The following is a 16559-nucleotide window of genomic DNA, read 5'->3' as shown; positions in this document are numbered from 1 at the left end:
ATTTTCTTAATTTGTTAGTTTTTGGAATCCATCTCTACTTCCTCAGATTCCATAAACTCAACTTCTTCAAAACCCTTCAAAGCCTCTTCCAATTGATCTGGCTTCGGAGCTTTCCCGTGCCAATCTGGGTTATTTTCCATAAAACACACTCCCTTACCCTTTACAGTATTGGCAATTATAGCGGTAGGCTTTGAGGTGTATGATATAGCTTCAAGAGCAGGTATCAACTCTAAAAAGTCATGACCATCTACCTCTATCACAGTCCACCCAAAAGCCTTCCACTTTGCCCCCAGGGGATCAACTCCCATAACGTCCTCTGTGCAGCCATCAATTTGTAATCTATTTCTGTCTACAATTGCCACAATATTCGTAAGCTTAAAGTGAGAGGCTGACATAGCAGCCTCCCAAACCTGGCCTTCCTGACACTCGCCATCTCCAAGGAGCACAAAAACCCTATATCCACTTTCCAAAATCTTTGCAGAAAGAGCCATCCCTACCCCTACGCTCAATCCTTGTCCCAAAGAGCCAGTAGACATCTCTACTCCTGGGACTTTTTTCATATCAGGATGCCCCTGAAGAGGAGATCCCAATACCCTTAAGTTATCTAACCATTCGTATGGAATAAATCCAGTTTCAGCAAGGGTAGCATACAAGGCTGGAGCAGCATGGCCCTTTGACAGAACAAATCTATCCCTTTCAGGATCTTTTGGATATTTTGGACTAATTCTCAAAATCCTGAAATACAAAGCAGTTAATATATCAACGCATGAAAGAGATCCTCCAGGATGACCTGAACCAGCCTTGCCAATCATCTTTACTACATTTTTTCTGATAATTACGGCCTTTTTCTCAAGTTCATCATATTCAGGCTTATATACAATCCTGCTAAACGGCATCTTTGAACACCACCTTCTCCTCTTTGTCCTTGGATGCCCTAATTTGTTTGATTCTAGTAGCAAACAAAACCAACATAGTTCGATATGGTACTACTTCCTTTTCCTTAACTTTAGAAAGAACGTCCTGGCTGATAGAAAATATGGAACTTAATTCTTTTAGTTCTTCCTGTGTCAAATCACTGTGTATTCCAAAAACGTTCATCTTTCTGCCGGCATACCACTCGTTGAAGCACTTCCAATTATCAAAGTTGCACGATTTCAGATACTTTTTTAGCCACGGGTCATCAACTGGCTCTTTCCAGTCCACCCCAATTGCAGAAGAACTATTTTTTGAAATCTTTAATTTGATTATTATATCTGCAAGGGCACATTGTGGCTCTACAAAATTCCTGATATCTCTTTGTCTTAGCCTTATCTCCTTTGCTACCTGCTCTATTGTATATCCTCTTTCTGCTGTATCCCTTTTTACCTTCCAGTTAAATTTCAAATCCATTTCTGTGTCGTAATAAACTTTCATATCATATAGTTCTGCAAGAGATCTAAAGAAAAATGGGTGCAGTCCCTCGCATATTATATAGGGTACAGGAACTACCCACTCAGGATCCCCAAAGCTTCCTGTAGAGTGATCGTAAACGGGCTTTAAGACCTTTTTGCCCTGCTTTAGCAGAAAAAGATGCTCAATTGCAAGCCCAAGATTATTTGCCCTGGGATGAAGAGGAGTAATTCCTACCGCCTTTCTCTCTACTCTATCAAGAGAGTGATAATCATCAAAGGAAATGGTTCTTACTTTATCTTTACCCAAAAGAGTAGCTATATCTTTTACAAAGGTGCTCTTTCCAGCACCGCTATCTCCAGCTATACCTATAAACACAGGATCAACGCTCATCTTAAGCACCTCCCCATTTTGATAGTGCTAACTCAAGCGCCTTGCTGCTCTTTGCACCCTCTTTTAAGGATATGCCTTTTACAGCGCATTCAACAGAGTCTCTTACAGCCCTTGCGCCCATTCTGGTTCCTTCTGGATGCCCGTGAACTCCTCCCCCATATTGGAAGACAGCATTTTTTCCAAATATTTTAAAAAGATCCGCTGTGTGCCCTGGATGAAGTCCGCCAGATGCCACAGAAAAGACGCTCTTCATATTTCCCCATTCTTGATGAGGCAAATACGTTTTTACCTTCATTTCATCGCTAGAACCCAATGCCTCATGGCATACTAATACGTCGTCTCTATCCCCTTCCATCTTCCCTACCACAGTGCCAATATGAAGCTGATCCACTCCAGAAAACCTCAAAAGTTTTGAAAGAACCAACATGTGAATACCGTGCTTTTTGCTCCTTGCAAAGCTTGCATACATAGCCCTGTGAGCATGTAGTATCAATCCAGAGTTTGCATTTCTGAGGCTCTGAACCCCTGCAAAACCCGTAGTTATTACGTCTACCATCGCATACTTTCCGCCCTCTTTTTTAACCAGAGCAGTCCTTCTTAACATCTCTTCAGTAGGTGCAGTGACGTTTGGCAAATATGCCTTTTTCTCTCCAGTTTCCTCTTCTGCACGTCTAACTGCATCGAGTGAGTATTTTACTCTCTCGTCAAAATTAGAGAAATCTTGATGTGTTAAGTTTTCATCATCCTTTACCAAATCCAATCCCCCAACAAGAGATTCATATACTACCTTTGCCTGCTCTTTCGGGTCAAGACCCAATTTTGGCTTAACAATAGTACCAACCAATGGTCTGTCCTTTACGCCAAGCACCTCTCTTACACCGTCTACTCCAAAAGCTGGACCTTTTAATTCGTCTAAAAATTTTTGTGTAAGGACGATGTCTAACAGCCTCAAATTCTCTACCGCTTTCATGCCAAATACGTTTCCTGCAACGCTACTTAGAAACTGAGGAAGATTTGCCGCTTCAAAGAGCACATCTGGATATGCAATCCTTACTATGTTGCCCTCTATAGAATAAACTCTTGCACGAAGTTCGTCCCAGATACTTTGCTTCATAGTAGCAAGATCTGTCCAGGTGCCTATAGATGATTCAGATGCCACAGCTCCAGCAGCTTCCTTTATATCCGTCCCTGACGCAGGCTCAACGTAAAATGCAGCCAGAACATCATTTTTCTTAGGAACATAACTTAAATCCAAAAAATTCGTATATTTAATATTTAATTTAGCGCTCATATTTTCACCTCATTATTATTTTTTTGTTTATCTAAATTACTTCGATTCCTGAAGCCCCTTCCAATCGCTTAAGAACTTTTCAATGCCGATATCAGTCAATGGATGTCTGAACATTGACTCCAAAACCTTTGTGGGAACAGTTGCTATGTGAGCACCAGCTTTTGCAGACTCCACTACGTGAATAGGGTGTCTAATGCTAGCTGCAATAATTCTAGTATTTATTCCATAAATCTTAAATATATGAGCCAAATCCCTTACCACTTCCAGACCGTTGTGGGATATGTCGTCCAACCTGCCAACAAATGGGCTCACAAAGGTAGCTCCAGCTTTAGCAGCAAGAAGTCCTTGACTGGTTGAGAAGATAAGCGTCACGTTAGTTTTAATCCCTTCTTTTGACAAAACGCTTACAGCTTTCAAGCCTTCTTCTGTCATTGGGATTTTTATAGCAGTGTTTAGCTTCCAGGATGAATACTCTCTTGCCTCTTTTATCATCTGATCTGCCATAGTTCCTATAACCTCTACACTAACAGGTTCCTTTACCAGAGAGCAGATCTCCTTTATTGCTCCTTTAATATCTTTGCAACCCGCCTTTGCTAAAAGTGATGGATTTGTGGTTACGCCGTCTACCACACCTGTAGGGGCCAATTTTCTAATTTCATCAATTTTTGCAGTATCTAGAAAAATTTGCATAACCTTTTCACCTCCAAAAATTTTTTAAGAGAAGAGCCCAGGTTGACAATGTCACCCAACCTGAGATTAAGCTCACAGAACAAAAGTGCATCTAAACCCGAGAAGAAAAAACTAATCTCACCTGCCATTGTCAACCTCCTTTCATAAGTATGTCTGACAATAATACAAGTAATTGTCAGACTTGTCAAGCACTTCTGACATAATAAAAATATTTGCTTAATTTAGGCAATTTTACTAATTGTCAGACAATTTATAAATTTTTTGATTTAAACAGCCTACACTAGAAGAAGAGAGATTTCGCCTTAACATAAATAACAAATATCTTCTAAGCGCATTATTGCTGTTTAAATTCATATTTTTAGGCAAAGACTTAAATAAATATTCTGAGATACTCTATATCGTAAAAGATTTAGATTTAGACAAGTTTTTGATATACTTGATGTATATTACAACTGTAAATGACCTAGAAGAAGAGGAAATAAAAACTATATATTAGATTCAACTGTAGGAGGTAATAAGATGGCAAAACTGTAGTTAAGAAGTGGATGGAAAAAGGGAGAGAAGATGGATTATTGGAAGGCATAGAGAAAGGTATACAGAAAGCTAAAATAGAGGGCATGATTATTGAAGCTTAAGATTTGCTCTTAGATGTCATCGAAACCAAATTTGAGAAGGTTCCAAGAGATATAAAACTCTTAGTGAAAAATACAAAGGATAAAGAAAAATTAAGAAGAATATTTAAAGCCACTATCAAGGTTCAAAGCTTAGATGAAATAAGGGATATGTTTTAAATTAAAGAAATCTTAAAAAGTTCGTCTAAGTTTAATTTTGATTTTACTTAAATAAACTTATTAAAAAGAGGTATGTTCGTGTTTGACTATAAAATAAAAATAGAAGACAAAGAAGGAAATATCCTTTTAGAAAATAATTTTGAAATCTTGGTCTGGTACTATGGACCACGAGTAATGATAGACAAAACTGCAAATTTCTCTTTAATTTGGTGTAGTGACGATGAAGAAAGCGAAAAGTGGTTTCTCTGTGAAAGTCATACAGTAATACGAGATTATATATTAGGCAAAGGCACTATGAGAGATATAGTTTTGAAGAGCAAAACCAGTCTGTGCTATTACGACTTCAAAAATGGTAAATATATATTTGAAAAAGATTTGACCGAGGATGACCTTCTAAAATTCGAACTTCCACACGAAGAGTCATATTTGGGAGATGTATATAAGAAAAAAGATGAACTGCTAAAATCTATTGAGATATAAGCAATCAAATCTTCTTGGTTTCAGCTTCAGACAAATTCGCAATTAACAAATGTTGTTGATAACTTGTTGATAACTTGTGTATATCTTGTGGATAATTTTATTAATTTTATTTTTCATCCTCTTTAAAAATAGCATGTGAAAATATATATGAAATAAAAATGGCTTCTTAAACAAAAATTTCTTATGTTATTATTATTTAGTAGTATAGACTTATCTAGAAGTGTAACATGTTAAAATAAAGTAATTTTTTAAACGGTGAAAATAGATGTCTGACAACTTAAAAATTAATATGGTGTAAAAAGTGTCTGATGGAGAACAAGGTCTTGTTTAATTCACAAGCGTTTCAATCACTTATAAATTCATCTGTTTTTGGAGTATATATCTATCAGGGGCTAGATGCAAAAATTGTCTTTGCAAACGAAAAAATGGCGCAAATTTTAGAATATGGCAGCAAAGCTGAGTTAATCGGGAAAAGTGCTATAGAAATGGTAGCTTCAGATATTGAAGAAGTCAAATCCCACATAAAAAGAAGAGTTCAAGGGGAAATCTTTAAAGCTGAATATACAGAACACTACCTAAAGTCCAAAACCAAAGCTCTAGTTCCCGTCTCTCTCTTTGCCCACACAATAGTTTATAAGAACGAATATTCTGGCTTGATCATGGTCCTTGATAGGACGAAAGAAAAATCATTTGAAAAGTTATTCCTGACTTTAAGCCAAATAAATCAGTTAATAATAAGAATTGAAGATGAAGAAGAGCTTCTCGAAAAGATTTGCGAAATAGCTATTGATGAGGTTGGTTACTTAGATTGTGCCATAGGATATATAGATGAGAACAAACTGTTTAGTCAACTTTATACAAAAGCTAAGACAAAAGAGTTGGAGGATGCGCTAAAAGCCTTAAAAATTGGCGCAGATCCGGATACTCCTTATGGCGTAGGTACAGTTTCAAGAGCTTATCACACAAAAGAAGTAAGCACTATCCCTCGGATATCAAAGCTTGAATCTACTCACTACTGGCACGACTTCTTCGACAAATTCAATATTTCTTCAGCCTGTTCAATACCAATATTGAAAAAGGGCAAAGTTGAATATATCTTGCTTTTACACGACGTTATTCCAAATACATTCGATAAGGATCACCTACACCTATTAGAAGAGATAAAGCTCGATATGTCATTTGCTCTTGAAAAAATAGAAAGCGAAAAGTGGCACAAACTTATTCTCTCTGCAATAAACAAAAGCTTTGAATTCATATGTATACTAGATGAAAACTTTAACATAATATACGCAAACGATAGAGCCCTGGAAATTTCTGGGTACTTAAGAGAGGAAATTATTGGAAAAAATATTATTCACTTTTGCTATCTTGAAAGTAAAGAAGACATTAAAAGAGTTATTCAGGAAAAACTTTCTTTAGAAGGAAATTACTCCGGAATAATAAACTACAAACTCAAGGATAATTCTACAAAGGACTTTTTGGTAAATATTATGCCTTATTTTAAAAAAGATAAGATTACCAACTACATAGCTGTTGGCAAGATATTAGAAAAAGAAGATGAACTCCTAAAAAGTCTTGAAAGAGCACTTTATTTCGATCCCATCACAAATTTGCCAAATAATAACTATTTTATTAAAGAGGTAGAAAAATTTTGTCAGAAAGCCCAAAATGAAAATCAAATTGGGGCACTAATATTAATTAATCCAATTGGGTTTAAAAAGATAAATGAAGCCTTTGGTTTTGACACGGGAAATAAAATGCTCAGTCTGATAGCATCCAGACTAAAAGAAATAACTGAAAAAAACGATGTAGTAGCAAGGCTTGAATCAGAAAAATTTGGAGTACTTTTTGGACCACTAAGGTTTAAAGAATATGCTCTTGAACTCTCCAAAAAAATTTTAGAGGAACTCACCAAACCTTATAACATAAACAATATTCATATTTCTCTTGAATTCAATCTAGCAATAGAATTTATATCAAAAGATGCAAACAATTCATCTGAAATCCTAAAAAGAGCTCACATTGCGCTATCAGATGCAAAGAGAAAAGGAAAAAATCAAATTGGTTTTTTCAAAAAAGATATAGAACAAGATACCATAAGAAAGCTAAAACTAAGGTCTGAGTTAGAACAGGCAGTTTCAAATAAAGAATTTATTATCTACTACCAGCCATACGTAGATAAAGACAAAAATATAGTCGGGATGGAAGCTCTGATGCGTTGGAAAAAGGGCAATAAAATTCTTTTGCCATCTGAATTCATAGAAGAGTTAGAAGAAGGCCAATATATTGTAGATGCTGAAGATTTAATAATCGACAATGTTTTAGACGATATAAGTGAACTAGGACTTAGCTTTCCAGTCTCTGTAAATCTTTCTATCAAAAGCCTATTCAGAAAAGACTTAGCCCAGAGACTCATCTCAAAACTAACCCAGAGAAAGGCAAAAAGCAAGATAAACATAGATATTTCTCACAACATATTAAACATAGAAATTATAGAAAGATCCTTTTTAGAAAACTTTGAATACGTAAGAAATCTTATAGAAAACTTAAGGAAATTTAATGTATTTTTTAGCATAGATGACTTTGGAACAGGATATTCAAGCCTCTCTTATCTATCAAAGTTAAAAGTAAACTTCGTAAAAATAGACATATCGTTTGTAAGAAACTTAAGCGATAAAGATACAAAAAACGTTACAAATGCAATTATTGCCCTGTCAAAGTCTCTAAATATAAAAACCATTGCAGAAGGCGTAGAAACTGTAGAACAGTTTGAAACGCTAAAGTCAATGGGTTGTGATTACTATCAGGGATTTTTGTTCTACAAGCCAATGCCAAAGAGTGAACTTCTCAAGGTTCTAAATTCTTAAAAATCCTACTTATTTCTAAAGTTAGATAAAAAATCTTTTTTTCCTCTTTTTAAAAGTGTAATTTATTCCTTATAAATTTTCATATTTACTTTATTTTTATCTTCTTTAGCTTATTTCATATTGACAAAATATCTATTGACTAAAAATCATTTTTGGTTTATTATTTTGACAATTAATCAAAAAGGGGTGATGCAATTTGCTTGTAACTAATTAGATTTTGGCTTTACTTAAAAAAACAACAGGAGGGAGAAATGAACAAAGTATTAAGAGGTTTAATGATTGGCTCAAGCTTGTTAATTATTGCAACTTCAGCAAATGCAATGGACATCAAAGGAAAGATTGTAGACAGTGAGACAGCCGCGACACTATCAGGCGCAACTGTAGACCTGAAGGATAGTAACGGAAATGTTCTTCAGGAGGTAACCGCTGACAGCGCAGGAAGGTTTCTATTTACAGGAGTTAATTCAGGCACTTATAAAATCGAGGTTAAAGAGACTGGATATGTTGGAATTGACAAATCCGTATCTATCACTACCAAAAACAAAAACGTATCTATAAAGGCTATACCTTCAGCAGGAGGAACGGTTAACGTTACTGGTAAAGTAACTGACAGCTTAGGGACAGGGATAGGAGGCTTGGAAGTCCAACTAATGAAGGAAGACCCACGCTTTGGAAGCTCTACAATGTCCAAATATGTAGTAGATAAGGCAACTACAGCACAAGACGGAACTTATACGCTAAAGGCTATTAAGCCAAGTGATACATCTACCTATACCTACTATGTCAGAGTGTTAGGACACGGTATAAAGAATACATCAGCCACAGGACAGTTTAGTGTAACAAAAGACACTACAAATATCGCAAATGAGAACGTGACTGTAGACGTACTACCTACTACCACAGCAACAATCACAGGACAGGTATTAGACGCAATAGGTAACCCAGTAGCTAATGCAAAGGTTACAGCTCCATTAAGAGAAACGAATTACCCTGAGACTGTAACCAATGCCAATGGAGAGTTTAGCTTAGTAGTACCAGCTAATGGCATCTTACAGGTACCTATAAGAGTTAGCAAATCAGGATATCAGACTGTAAGAGAGACCATAATCCCTAATGCCAATACTACATTAGCTCTTCAGACAATAAACTTAATCTCTAAATAGGGAGAAATGCATAGGCCACTACTGCGCAGTAGTGGCTTTTAACATTAAGAAGGGAGAAAATATCTTGGGGACATTCTATTTCATTATAGATAAAACAGGGTTAGGGGAAAGATATATTAAAAAGTTAATGAAAAATAAAACAGGAGTATATATTGATAATCCTACACCACCAAGCACTTGTATAAGACAGGTATTGAAAAATTTAAACATAGAGATAAAAGGTTTAAACATATACGATATGGCAGAAGAGCTAAAAAGTCTAAATTATACATTTTACATAAATCACGCAGAAAAACTGACAGATAGCTTTGCAATATTCATTCAAGCAATGCTTGATAAAAATGATGTTTATGTTTGTTGCACAACCCTTCCTACTGGGAAGATTATCCCTACCTTTTTTAAGCACGGGAAAGAGATAAAGCTGACAAGCCGAAAGAATAGAATAATAGAATACATTTCAAAAAAGTATAAGATTTCATCTGACGTGGCAAGACACATATACACGCTTGCCTGCGGCGACATAAACGGCGCTGAAGAGTTAGCAAGGCGATTGTCTGAGGGCGAGCCGCTACACTCATTAAGATACGACGGCGCTACTTATATATCAATCATTCCTATACTTTTAGGATTTGGATTTATTTTTATAATGCTTAGATTTATAGCACTTGGATTAAACGACGAAGACACGTATATATTTGCTGGATGTATGGGCGCAATGTTTTTCTTGTTTAGATTTATCTACTATCAGTATTTCAGAAAAATCATCTAAAATTGTGGATAATTTGTTGATAAGTTGTGGATAAGTTGTTAATAACTTTTTTAATTTTTATACTTTTATCCCTAAATAATATATCTTATGCTGATATAAATAATTTAGAAATAAATAAAAATAAAGTAAATATTAGCGCTGAAGATGATTTTATGAGTTATACAATAGGAGACAGCTACATACAGGCAGGACACTACACGAGAAGCGCACAAGGCTTGTCATTTAGAGAGAAAGAGAAAGGCTTTGAGTATTTCACAGGTAGAGTATACGAATATCCAGAAGAAGAAAAGAGAACATTATTCACTAAGCCAAAGGCAAAGTATCTGACAAGATATTATTATGCAATTGCTGACAATTCAGAAGAGGACGGAATACACTACTTTTATATAGACAGCACAGACAAAGAGAGAAAGAGAGAGAATGTTATCTTTGGAACCAGATACGTTACAGGAGAACTACAGACATCACTTGGAACAGAATTTGACAAGCGAACGAAAGCTATCACAGGAAGCAGCATATATAACAAGTTTGAACACAAAAGATTTAAGCTTGAAAGCTATTTCTCAACAGTAAATTCAGAGATTACACAAAAGAAGACAATGTTAATAAGTCAGAGCGTTTTTTTTAAGACTATCAAATCTGATATATACGCTAACTTCAACAAAGGCTATCCTACATACCAGCTATCAAGCTACAAAAAGATATTTGATTTTAATATTAGACACACGATTGTGAAGTCAAACAAGCTATATTCAAACTTCATGTTAGACAGATATTTTGACATAGCAGATTTTAACAACTCTTTTTCACTTGCTTATCAGACCACAGGAAACAGCACTATATCAGTAACAATAGAGAAGGATTTAGAAGATGATAAAGGAAATAACACAACTGTAAGCTTTTATACGAATATCACAAGGCAAAATAGACACATAGAACCTAATATTTATCTTTCAATCAACGATGATAGAAAGCTTTTAGGTATTTCTTATGAAGAAAAAAGCTTTACGGTTAAGGCAGGAGTAAGGATATTTAAGATATCAGGACAATCAGGCTTTTTAACCGCAAATATACAAAACAATAAAATATTTTTAGGAGTAACTATATGAAGTTAATCTTAGTTATATTGTTTTTATTTTTAGCCTCCCATACAGCCTTTGCAAATGAGATTGTGACGCTTGAGGACTATATAAACAAGAACAATCAGTACATCACAGCAAAAAATGAATATGAGAAAGCTAAGATAAACCTTGCAATACAGATAAAAGAGTTAAAGAAGGCATCGGAACCAGAAATACATTATCACTCAGGATATGACCCAGCAAAAGGTTACGTTACTACAGGCATATCAGTATCAGGAAATTTAACGGATATATTTTTAAATACTTTTACATACAGAGAAAAGATTGAATTAGCAAGGATAGAACTAAAGCAAAAAGAGGCAAATCTGACTGATATAAAAAAGAAATTGACTATTGAATATAACACAAAGTTAGCAGAAATAAAAAGGCTAAAGAACTTAATCGAAAATCTAAACGCACAGCTAAAGCTAAAAGAGACACAGGCGAAAATTATCCAAAATAGATACGATGCAGGGCTTATTACAAGAGACGAATTAGAAAGAGTAAATACAGAACTACTTGATATAAGAAGCAGGATTGAACAGGCAGAAGAGGACAAGAAAATAAAAGAAATGGAGATGATTTTATGAGTATTTACTCTCATATAGCCTTTTCACTATTATTTATACAGATTGTAAGAGTACTATTACCATACGACGTAAAGATAGACATATTTTTTTACTTATTTGCAGTATTAGGAAACCTAATATGTATAATACCAGAAATATTTTTCAAAATAAGAAAATGCTCAAGTTTTAAAGTATTTAATAGACTTAATATTAGTCGAAACGAAGTGATAGATTTTACAAACTCAGTATTGTGTTATCTAATCTACTCAGTAATATTAAATCTTGTATTTTTTATATTCAAATTAAACACTACATACCTACTCAGTTTAGAGATAGGATATATTTCTCATCTGATACTGGAGAGCTTTTCTGTGACAGGCGTAAGGCTACTTTATCCAGCATTTATCAGGTTTTCACTTATTACGAAAAAAGATGCGGTATTTAGAGGCTTCATCAAGGATAGTAAGCCAGAGAGAATACTTGCAGGAGTTTTTATATTGCTTTTTGTAATATGTCTTCCAACAGACAGCTACAAAAAAATAATCCACTCAATCATCCAGAACCCTATTGGCGCATTGTCAGACGTGAAATATGAAGCATCAGAAAAAGAAACAATCGTTTACGTAAAAGGCATACACAACGTTACACACGAAAAAATAGAAAAGAATTTTAAGGCTATTGGATGGCTTGGCGCCAATTCTGTAGTAGTAGAAGACCCAGAGACAGGATATCTTTATAGCATAGGTAAAGGCTTAACTGATAACATACAGCCGTTTTCAATGGAAGAGAAGACAGGGGATAATATATTGATAACAAGCAAGAATATAAGCGTTTACAGGACGAATTTACACAAAATAGTATCTGAACTAGATAGCACAATAAAAGACCCTGATACAAGTGTATTCATAACAGGAAACCTTTATACAGACGATGAAAACTATCATATAGCATCAAATCCTACAGAATACAACCCGATAAAGTTAGCTCAGAAGTGTTTAGAGTTACAATTTGCAAGGATTGAAGACTTGGACAGGCTAAAGAATACTCACATAACAACAGGAAAGCTTGTAATAAGATATGAGAAAAAGATAAAAAAGAATAATGAAAATGTAGCAAACGCAGAGGAAAACAACTACAATGATAAAAAATATAATAAAGAAGATACTAAAACAGAAGATTTAAATAAATTTAAAATAAGCTTTAACGCAATGGATATTTCAGATATAAAAGTAAAAGTAGGCCAGAAGGTTAAAAAAGGCGATGTATTAGTAATATCATCAAAAGAACAGGACGCTTTAAATTTAGAAAACCAAAAGAATAACATAGATTACTCCAAGCTTGAAGGCTCTATCTCAAAGATACAAGCAAGCTACAAGGAAAAGCTTGATAGCAAATATAAAGAACTTGAGTTAAACAAAAAGCTTTATTCTGAAGGCTTAATCTCTGAACAGGCAGTAAAGAATATAGAAAGTGATATAGCATATCTAAAGGCAAACGAAGAGCTTGAGATTTCAAGCATTCAGTCCGAACAGGCAAAATTAAGCGCACAGATTGAAAATAACAACAAGCACATATCAAGGCTTGAGATAAAATCGCCAATAAATGGAGAGGTATCAAATGTCAGTATAAATTTCAATGCAGGAGTGATAAGTGGGAGTATTAGCGTGGAGTAAATTATTATCCTTAATTTTTAAAAATTGTTATAATCATAAAAAAAAGTAGGCAAAAGGACAAGTCTTAAATGAAAAATAATATCATCTCTAATGAAATTAATAATATAAAAAATAAATTTCCAAACGCAAACATAGAAGAAACAAGACAAGAGATTATTGATTACCTGCTTAATTCTAAAGGAGATGCCTCAGCAACAATAAAATTATTTAAAAGCGCATTTGACACAATCGAGAAATATTATGGTACTGATAAAGAAATTTATATAAATATTTACAAAGATCCTGAAATTGATGATAAATATATCTGGATATATATAAAACCTGATACACAGGAAGATATTGATAAATTTTATTTAATGGAAGATGAATATTACGAAGGAAACATTAATTTATTTAAAAAGATAAGTAGAAAAGATTTCTGGATATCGTTAGAAATCGGTACTGCTACTCGAAGGAGAAAAAAATCTACAGGACATTAAAATACATTTTACTAAATCAGAGAGGCTTAAAAAAATTCCTCTACTCTAAGCCCTGATTGCTTAATAATGCTACTTAATGTTCCTTTTTTCAGCACTTTTGAATGAACCGGCACGGTTACTCGCAATTCACCCCTTTTAAAAATCTTATGACTCCCCTTTTGCCTTTGTTCCACAAAACCAGATTTCAGAAGTACTTTTATAACCTCATCGCTCCTAAGATTTGGTAACTTTTTCAGACAACCACTTCCTTTACTATACTTTTATCTTCAGGAATTGGGAGCCCATCTTCTTGAAGACTCTCAAGATAAAGCTCTATTGCTTCCTTTATATTCTCAATCGCTTCTTCAATAGTCTCTCCCTCAGAAATGCACCCAGGAAGAGCTGGAACAACTACAGTATACCCACCCTCTTCTTGAGGTTCCAATATAACATTATAATGATTCACCTTCTCAATATTATACACCTTTCTCCTCCTTTTACGAACAAACCTTTCTAAGTTAAAGCAAAGGCTTTTCGTACATATAAATAATAGCTCTGCCAATTGCATTTACCCCCTGCTTACAGAGCATAATCGAATATATAAACTCAGACACTTTATTTGCTTTTCCACACAAGCAAATAAAACTTCCTTTAACCTTACTTTAGATAAAAAACTCTCAATTTTACTACTTTTTTAAACACATGTTTTGTTCATTATAAGTCCACAGATCCATTTTGTAAATAATACGAATTGCTTCATCAAAAATCTAAACGAAATACAATCGTTGCCTCAAATAAAAAATCTAAATGAAAACAAAAAGTCTCTTAGAATAGTAGTTACTATAACTCTGGAGGCTAGAAATGGGGTTAACGATGAAGGAAAGAAAATCAGTGGTGAGTGAAATTGCAAAAAGATATAAAAAAGCAAGCAAGAAATGTCATCCGCCGTGCTAAACTGCACCACCAACGCACAGTAAAAGTGCACCAGTAGAATTTGTGTGTTATGCTCTCTCAAATTCATATAAGGGAGAGCTAAATGATTAGCAAGGAGGAGTTTGTTTTGATTCACACACTGTATGCACAGGGAGTTTCCATAAGAAAGATTGCCCATATGTTGGGCATTAATAGACGGACTGTCTCAAAGAGATTAAAGGAGAAGGATCTAGAACCCTACAGCAAAAGGACTTATCCTTCAAAACTTGATAAATTCAAAGACTACATAAACAAAAGGATAAGTCAGGCTCATCCAGACAGAATTCCATCTACAGTGCTTTTGAATGAAATTAAGGATATAGGATATGAAGGAAGTCTAAGAATACTTCAGGAATACACAAAATCAGTTTATGACAAACTAAAGCTAAATAAAAAAGAAAATGAGGAAATTATCAGGTTCGAAACAGATAAAGGCTTTCAAGCTCAAGTTGACTGGACAACTGTTAGAAGTGGAAAGAAGCCAATCTATGCTTTTGTTATGGTTTTATCCTATTCAAGAGCAGCTTTTGTTTACTTTACAGACAACATGTGGCAGGACATATTCCAATCCTGCCACATAAAAGCGTTTGACTACTTTGGCGGGATACCAAAGACTATACTCTATGATAACCTAAAATCTGTAGTAATTCAAAGAGATAAATATGGGCAAAATGAACATGGCTTTAACAACAAATTTCTTGATTTTTCCAAAGGTCTATTTATACCAAAACTATGTAAGCCCTACAGAGCTAAAACCAAGGGAAAGGTTGAAAGATTCAATCTATATCTAAAAAATAACTTTTATAAACCATTGAAGGCAAAGCTAAAGAATACGCCAATAGATATAACACCAGATCTCTTAAATGCCTATATATTTTCCTGGCTTACCAGTGCAAATAACAGGATTCATGCAACAACAAACAAAAAACCCTTTGATATGTTAAAAGAGGAACTAAGTTATTTAAGTAAAGTACCAAATAATCTATTTGTAAGTGAAAAAGATAGTAATAAAAATAATATTAAAGATAGTAATAAAAACAGTAAGAAAGAAGTTTACATGGACAAAAGCTTTCATCCTTACTACACAAACCTTTCTGAGTATGAAAAGCTCTTAATAGGAGAAGACAACTATGCTTAATTCAAGGATAGAAGAATACTGCATAAATCTAAAATTAAAGGGCATATTAGAAAACTATAGTTTTCTTGCAGATAAAGCAGCTAAAGAGAGTTTATCCTTTGCTGAATTCCTTTGTCTTCTGCTTGAAGCTGAATATGAAGCAAGAAATCAAAGAGCAAAACAGACTATGCTGAAGTTTGCAGGTTTTCCAAAGATAAAAACTATAGACACCTTTGATTTTTCATCTTCATCAGTTGATAAAACACTGATAAATGAAGTTCTATCAATGAGGTTTATTGATGAGACAAAAAACATTCTCCTTATTGGGCCTCCTGGTGTAGGAAAAACTCATCTTGCTGTAGCTATAGGTTATGCTGCTACACAGAAGAGGATAAAGACAAAGTTCGTAACAATGGCTGATTTGATTATACAAATAGATACTGCACTATCTCAAAATAGACTGGAGCAATACATAAAGAAGTCTATAAATTTTACAGGGCTGCTTATTATTGATGAGTTTGGATACTTTAAGCTCAATGAGAAACAATCAAACCTACTGTTTCAGATAGTTAACAAGAAATATGAGACGGGCTCTATATTAATAACCACAAATCTTTCTTTTATCAGATGGAAAGAGATTTTCAACAATGATGAAGGCTTAACTACAGCTATACTAGATAGACTTATTCATCACAGTTATATCATAAACATCAAGGGAGATAGTTATAGACTAAGACAGAAGAGAAAGGCAGGATTAATTGACTTTAGTTCACAGGAAATTAACAGCTAAAAGTGGTGCAGTTTTGAGCCGCGTAA

Annotated in this window: 18 protein-coding genes; 11 read left to right on the top strand and 7 right to left on the bottom strand. The window is 34.3% G+C overall.

Going from position 1 to position 16559, the window contains the following annotated elements; translation table 11 throughout:
• Positions 1-14: 14 nt before the first annotated feature.
• The 5 genes from THENA_RS02145 to THENA_RS09895 are packed head-to-tail and all read right to left on the bottom strand — an operon-like array spanning position 15 to position 3891.
• Positions 15-896, bottom strand: coding sequence for a transketolase (locus THENA_RS02145; RefSeq protein ID WP_013755795.1), 882 nt, complete (start codon positions 894-896; stop codon positions 15-17).
• A complete protein-coding gene (locus THENA_RS09565; protein ID WP_013755794.1) occupies positions 886-1782 on the bottom strand; it encodes a phosphoribulokinase in 897 nt (298 codons plus the stop codon). The genes THENA_RS02145 and THENA_RS09565 overlap by 11 nt, the downstream gene beginning before the upstream one ends.
• Position 1783: 1 nt before the next feature.
• Positions 1784-3073 carry a type III ribulose-bisphosphate carboxylase gene (gene rbcL / locus THENA_RS02135; RefSeq protein WP_013755793.1) on the bottom strand — a complete coding sequence of 430 codons (1290 nt, stop codon included), beginning with the start codon at positions 3071-3073 and terminating at the stop codon, positions 1784-1786.
• 36 nt (positions 3074-3109) lie between these two features.
• A complete protein-coding gene (gene fsa, locus THENA_RS02130; RefSeq protein ID WP_013755792.1) occupies positions 3110-3763 on the bottom strand; it encodes a fructose-6-phosphate aldolase in 654 nt (217 codons plus the stop codon).
• Positions 3748-3891 carry a hypothetical protein gene (locus THENA_RS09895; protein WP_013755791.1) on the bottom strand — a complete coding sequence of 48 codons (144 nt, stop codon included), beginning with the start codon at positions 3889-3891 and terminating at the stop codon, positions 3748-3750. The genes fsa and THENA_RS09895 overlap by 16 nt, the downstream gene beginning before the upstream one ends.
• A 510-nt stretch (positions 3892-4401) precedes the next feature.
• Here THENA_RS09895 and THENA_RS09890 point away from each other — a divergent pair.
• From THENA_RS09890 to THENA_RS02090, 9 genes are all read left to right on the top strand, one after another.
• Positions 4402-4554, top strand: a complete 153-nt coding sequence (locus tag THENA_RS09890) for a hypothetical protein (protein WP_154645300.1) — start codon at positions 4402-4404, stop codon at positions 4552-4554.
• A gap of 78 nt (positions 4555-4632) precedes the next feature.
• A complete protein-coding gene (locus tag THENA_RS02125; RefSeq protein WP_013755790.1) occupies positions 4633-5034 on the top strand; it encodes a hypothetical protein in 402 nt (133 codons plus the stop codon).
• A 323-nt stretch (positions 5035-5357) separates the two neighbouring features.
• On the top strand, positions 5358-7901 hold the full coding sequence (locus tag THENA_RS02120) for an EAL domain-containing protein (protein ID WP_013755789.1): 2544 nt from the start codon (positions 5358-5360) through the stop codon (positions 7899-7901).
• A gap of 251 nt (positions 7902-8152) precedes the next feature.
• Positions 8153-9064, top strand: coding sequence for a carboxypeptidase regulatory-like domain-containing protein (locus THENA_RS02115; protein WP_013755788.1), 912 nt, complete (start codon positions 8153-8155; stop codon positions 9062-9064).
• 64 nt (positions 9065-9128) lie between these two features.
• Entirely contained in the window at positions 9129-9833 is a 705-nt protein-coding gene (locus THENA_RS09560; protein WP_013755787.1) for a hypothetical protein, read from the top strand.
• Between the two features lie 26 nt (positions 9834-9859).
• A complete protein-coding gene (locus THENA_RS02105) occupies positions 9860-10942 on the top strand; it encodes a hypothetical protein (RefSeq protein ID WP_013755786.1) in 1083 nt (360 codons plus the stop codon).
• Complete coding sequence (locus THENA_RS02100; protein WP_013755785.1) at positions 10939-11544, top strand: TolC family protein; 606 nt, start codon at positions 10939-10941, stop codon at positions 11542-11544. Before THENA_RS02105 ends, THENA_RS02100 begins: the two co-directional genes overlap by 4 nt.
• Positions 11541-13196: a metal-dependent hydrolase gene (locus THENA_RS02095; RefSeq protein ID WP_013755784.1), complete on the top strand. Its 1656-nt coding sequence runs from the start codon at positions 11541-11543 to the stop codon at positions 13194-13196. Before THENA_RS02100 ends, THENA_RS02095 begins: the two co-directional genes overlap by 4 nt.
• Positions 13197-13264: 68 nt before the next feature.
• Positions 13265-13675: a hypothetical protein gene (locus THENA_RS02090; protein ID WP_013755783.1), complete on the top strand. Its 411-nt coding sequence runs from the start codon at positions 13265-13267 to the stop codon at positions 13673-13675.
• 26 nt (positions 13676-13701) lie between these two features.
• Here the strand turns inward: THENA_RS02090 and THENA_RS10230 are convergent, their stop codons facing one another.
• On the bottom strand, positions 13702-13875 hold the full coding sequence (locus THENA_RS10230; protein WP_407635118.1) for a type II toxin-antitoxin system HicA family toxin: 174 nt from the start codon (positions 13873-13875) through the stop codon (positions 13702-13704).
• Positions 13876-13907: 32 nt separating this feature from the next.
• Entirely contained in the window at positions 13908-14138 is a 231-nt protein-coding gene (locus tag THENA_RS02080; protein ID WP_013755782.1) for a type II toxin-antitoxin system HicB family antitoxin, read from the bottom strand.
• A gap of 552 nt (positions 14139-14690) precedes the next feature.
• On the opposite strand from THENA_RS02080, the gene istA reads away from it, so the two are divergent.
• Both istA and istB read left to right on the top strand, forming a co-directional pair.
• Positions 14691-15764: an IS21 family transposase gene (gene istA, locus THENA_RS02075; RefSeq protein WP_013755780.1), complete on the top strand. Its 1074-nt coding sequence runs from the start codon at positions 14691-14693 to the stop codon at positions 15762-15764.
• A complete protein-coding gene (gene istB, locus THENA_RS02070; RefSeq protein ID WP_013755463.1) occupies positions 15757-16533 on the top strand; it encodes an IS21-like element helper ATPase IstB in 777 nt (258 codons plus the stop codon). The genes istA and istB overlap by 8 nt, the downstream gene beginning before the upstream one ends.
• Positions 16534-16559 lie beyond the last annotated feature (26 nt).

This window comes from Thermodesulfobium narugense DSM 14796, from assembly GCF_000212395.1.
Classification (GTDB): Bacteria; Thermodesulfobiota; Thermodesulfobiia; order Thermodesulfobiales; family Thermodesulfobiaceae; genus Thermodesulfobium; species Thermodesulfobium narugense.
Note: the sequence above shows the minus strand (reverse complement) of the source record. Positions and strands in the feature narration are given on the sequence as shown.

What these genes read in the sequence shown, in the direction of transcription:
- istB (WP_013755463.1), top strand. Translation starts at nt 15,757, where the DNA reads ATGCTTAATTCAAGGATAGAAGAATACTGCATAAATCTAAAATTAAAG.
- THENA_RS02095 (WP_013755784.1), top strand. Translation starts at nt 11,541, where the DNA reads ATGAGTATTTACTCTCATATAGCCTTTTCACTATTATTTATACAGATT.
- THENA_RS02145 (WP_013755795.1), bottom strand. Translation starts at nt 896, where the DNA reads ATGCCGTTTAGCAGGATTGTATATAAGCCTGAATATGATGAACTTGAG.
- istA (WP_013755780.1), top strand. Translation starts at nt 14,691, where the DNA reads ATGATTAGCAAGGAGGAGTTTGTTTTGATTCACACACTGTATGCACAG.
- THENA_RS02115 (WP_013755788.1), top strand. Translation starts at nt 8,153, where the DNA reads ATGAACAAAGTATTAAGAGGTTTAATGATTGGCTCAAGCTTGTTAATT.
- THENA_RS02100 (WP_013755785.1), top strand. Translation starts at nt 10,939, where the DNA reads ATGAAGTTAATCTTAGTTATATTGTTTTTATTTTTAGCCTCCCATACA.
- THENA_RS02090 (WP_013755783.1), top strand. Translation starts at nt 13,265, where the DNA reads ATGAAAAATAATATCATCTCTAATGAAATTAATAATATAAAAAATAAA.
- fsa (WP_013755792.1), bottom strand. Translation starts at nt 3,763, where the DNA reads ATGCAAATTTTTCTAGATACTGCAAAAATTGATGAAATTAGAAAATTG.
- THENA_RS09565 (WP_013755794.1), bottom strand. Translation starts at nt 1,782, where the DNA reads ATGAGCGTTGATCCTGTGTTTATAGGTATAGCTGGAGATAGCGGTGCT.
- THENA_RS09895 (WP_013755791.1), bottom strand. Translation starts at nt 3,891, where the DNA reads ATGGCAGGTGAGATTAGTTTTTTCTTCTCGGGTTTAGATGCACTTTTG.
- rbcL (WP_013755793.1), bottom strand. Translation starts at nt 3,073, where the DNA reads ATGAGCGCTAAATTAAATATTAAATATACGAATTTTTTGGATTTAAGT.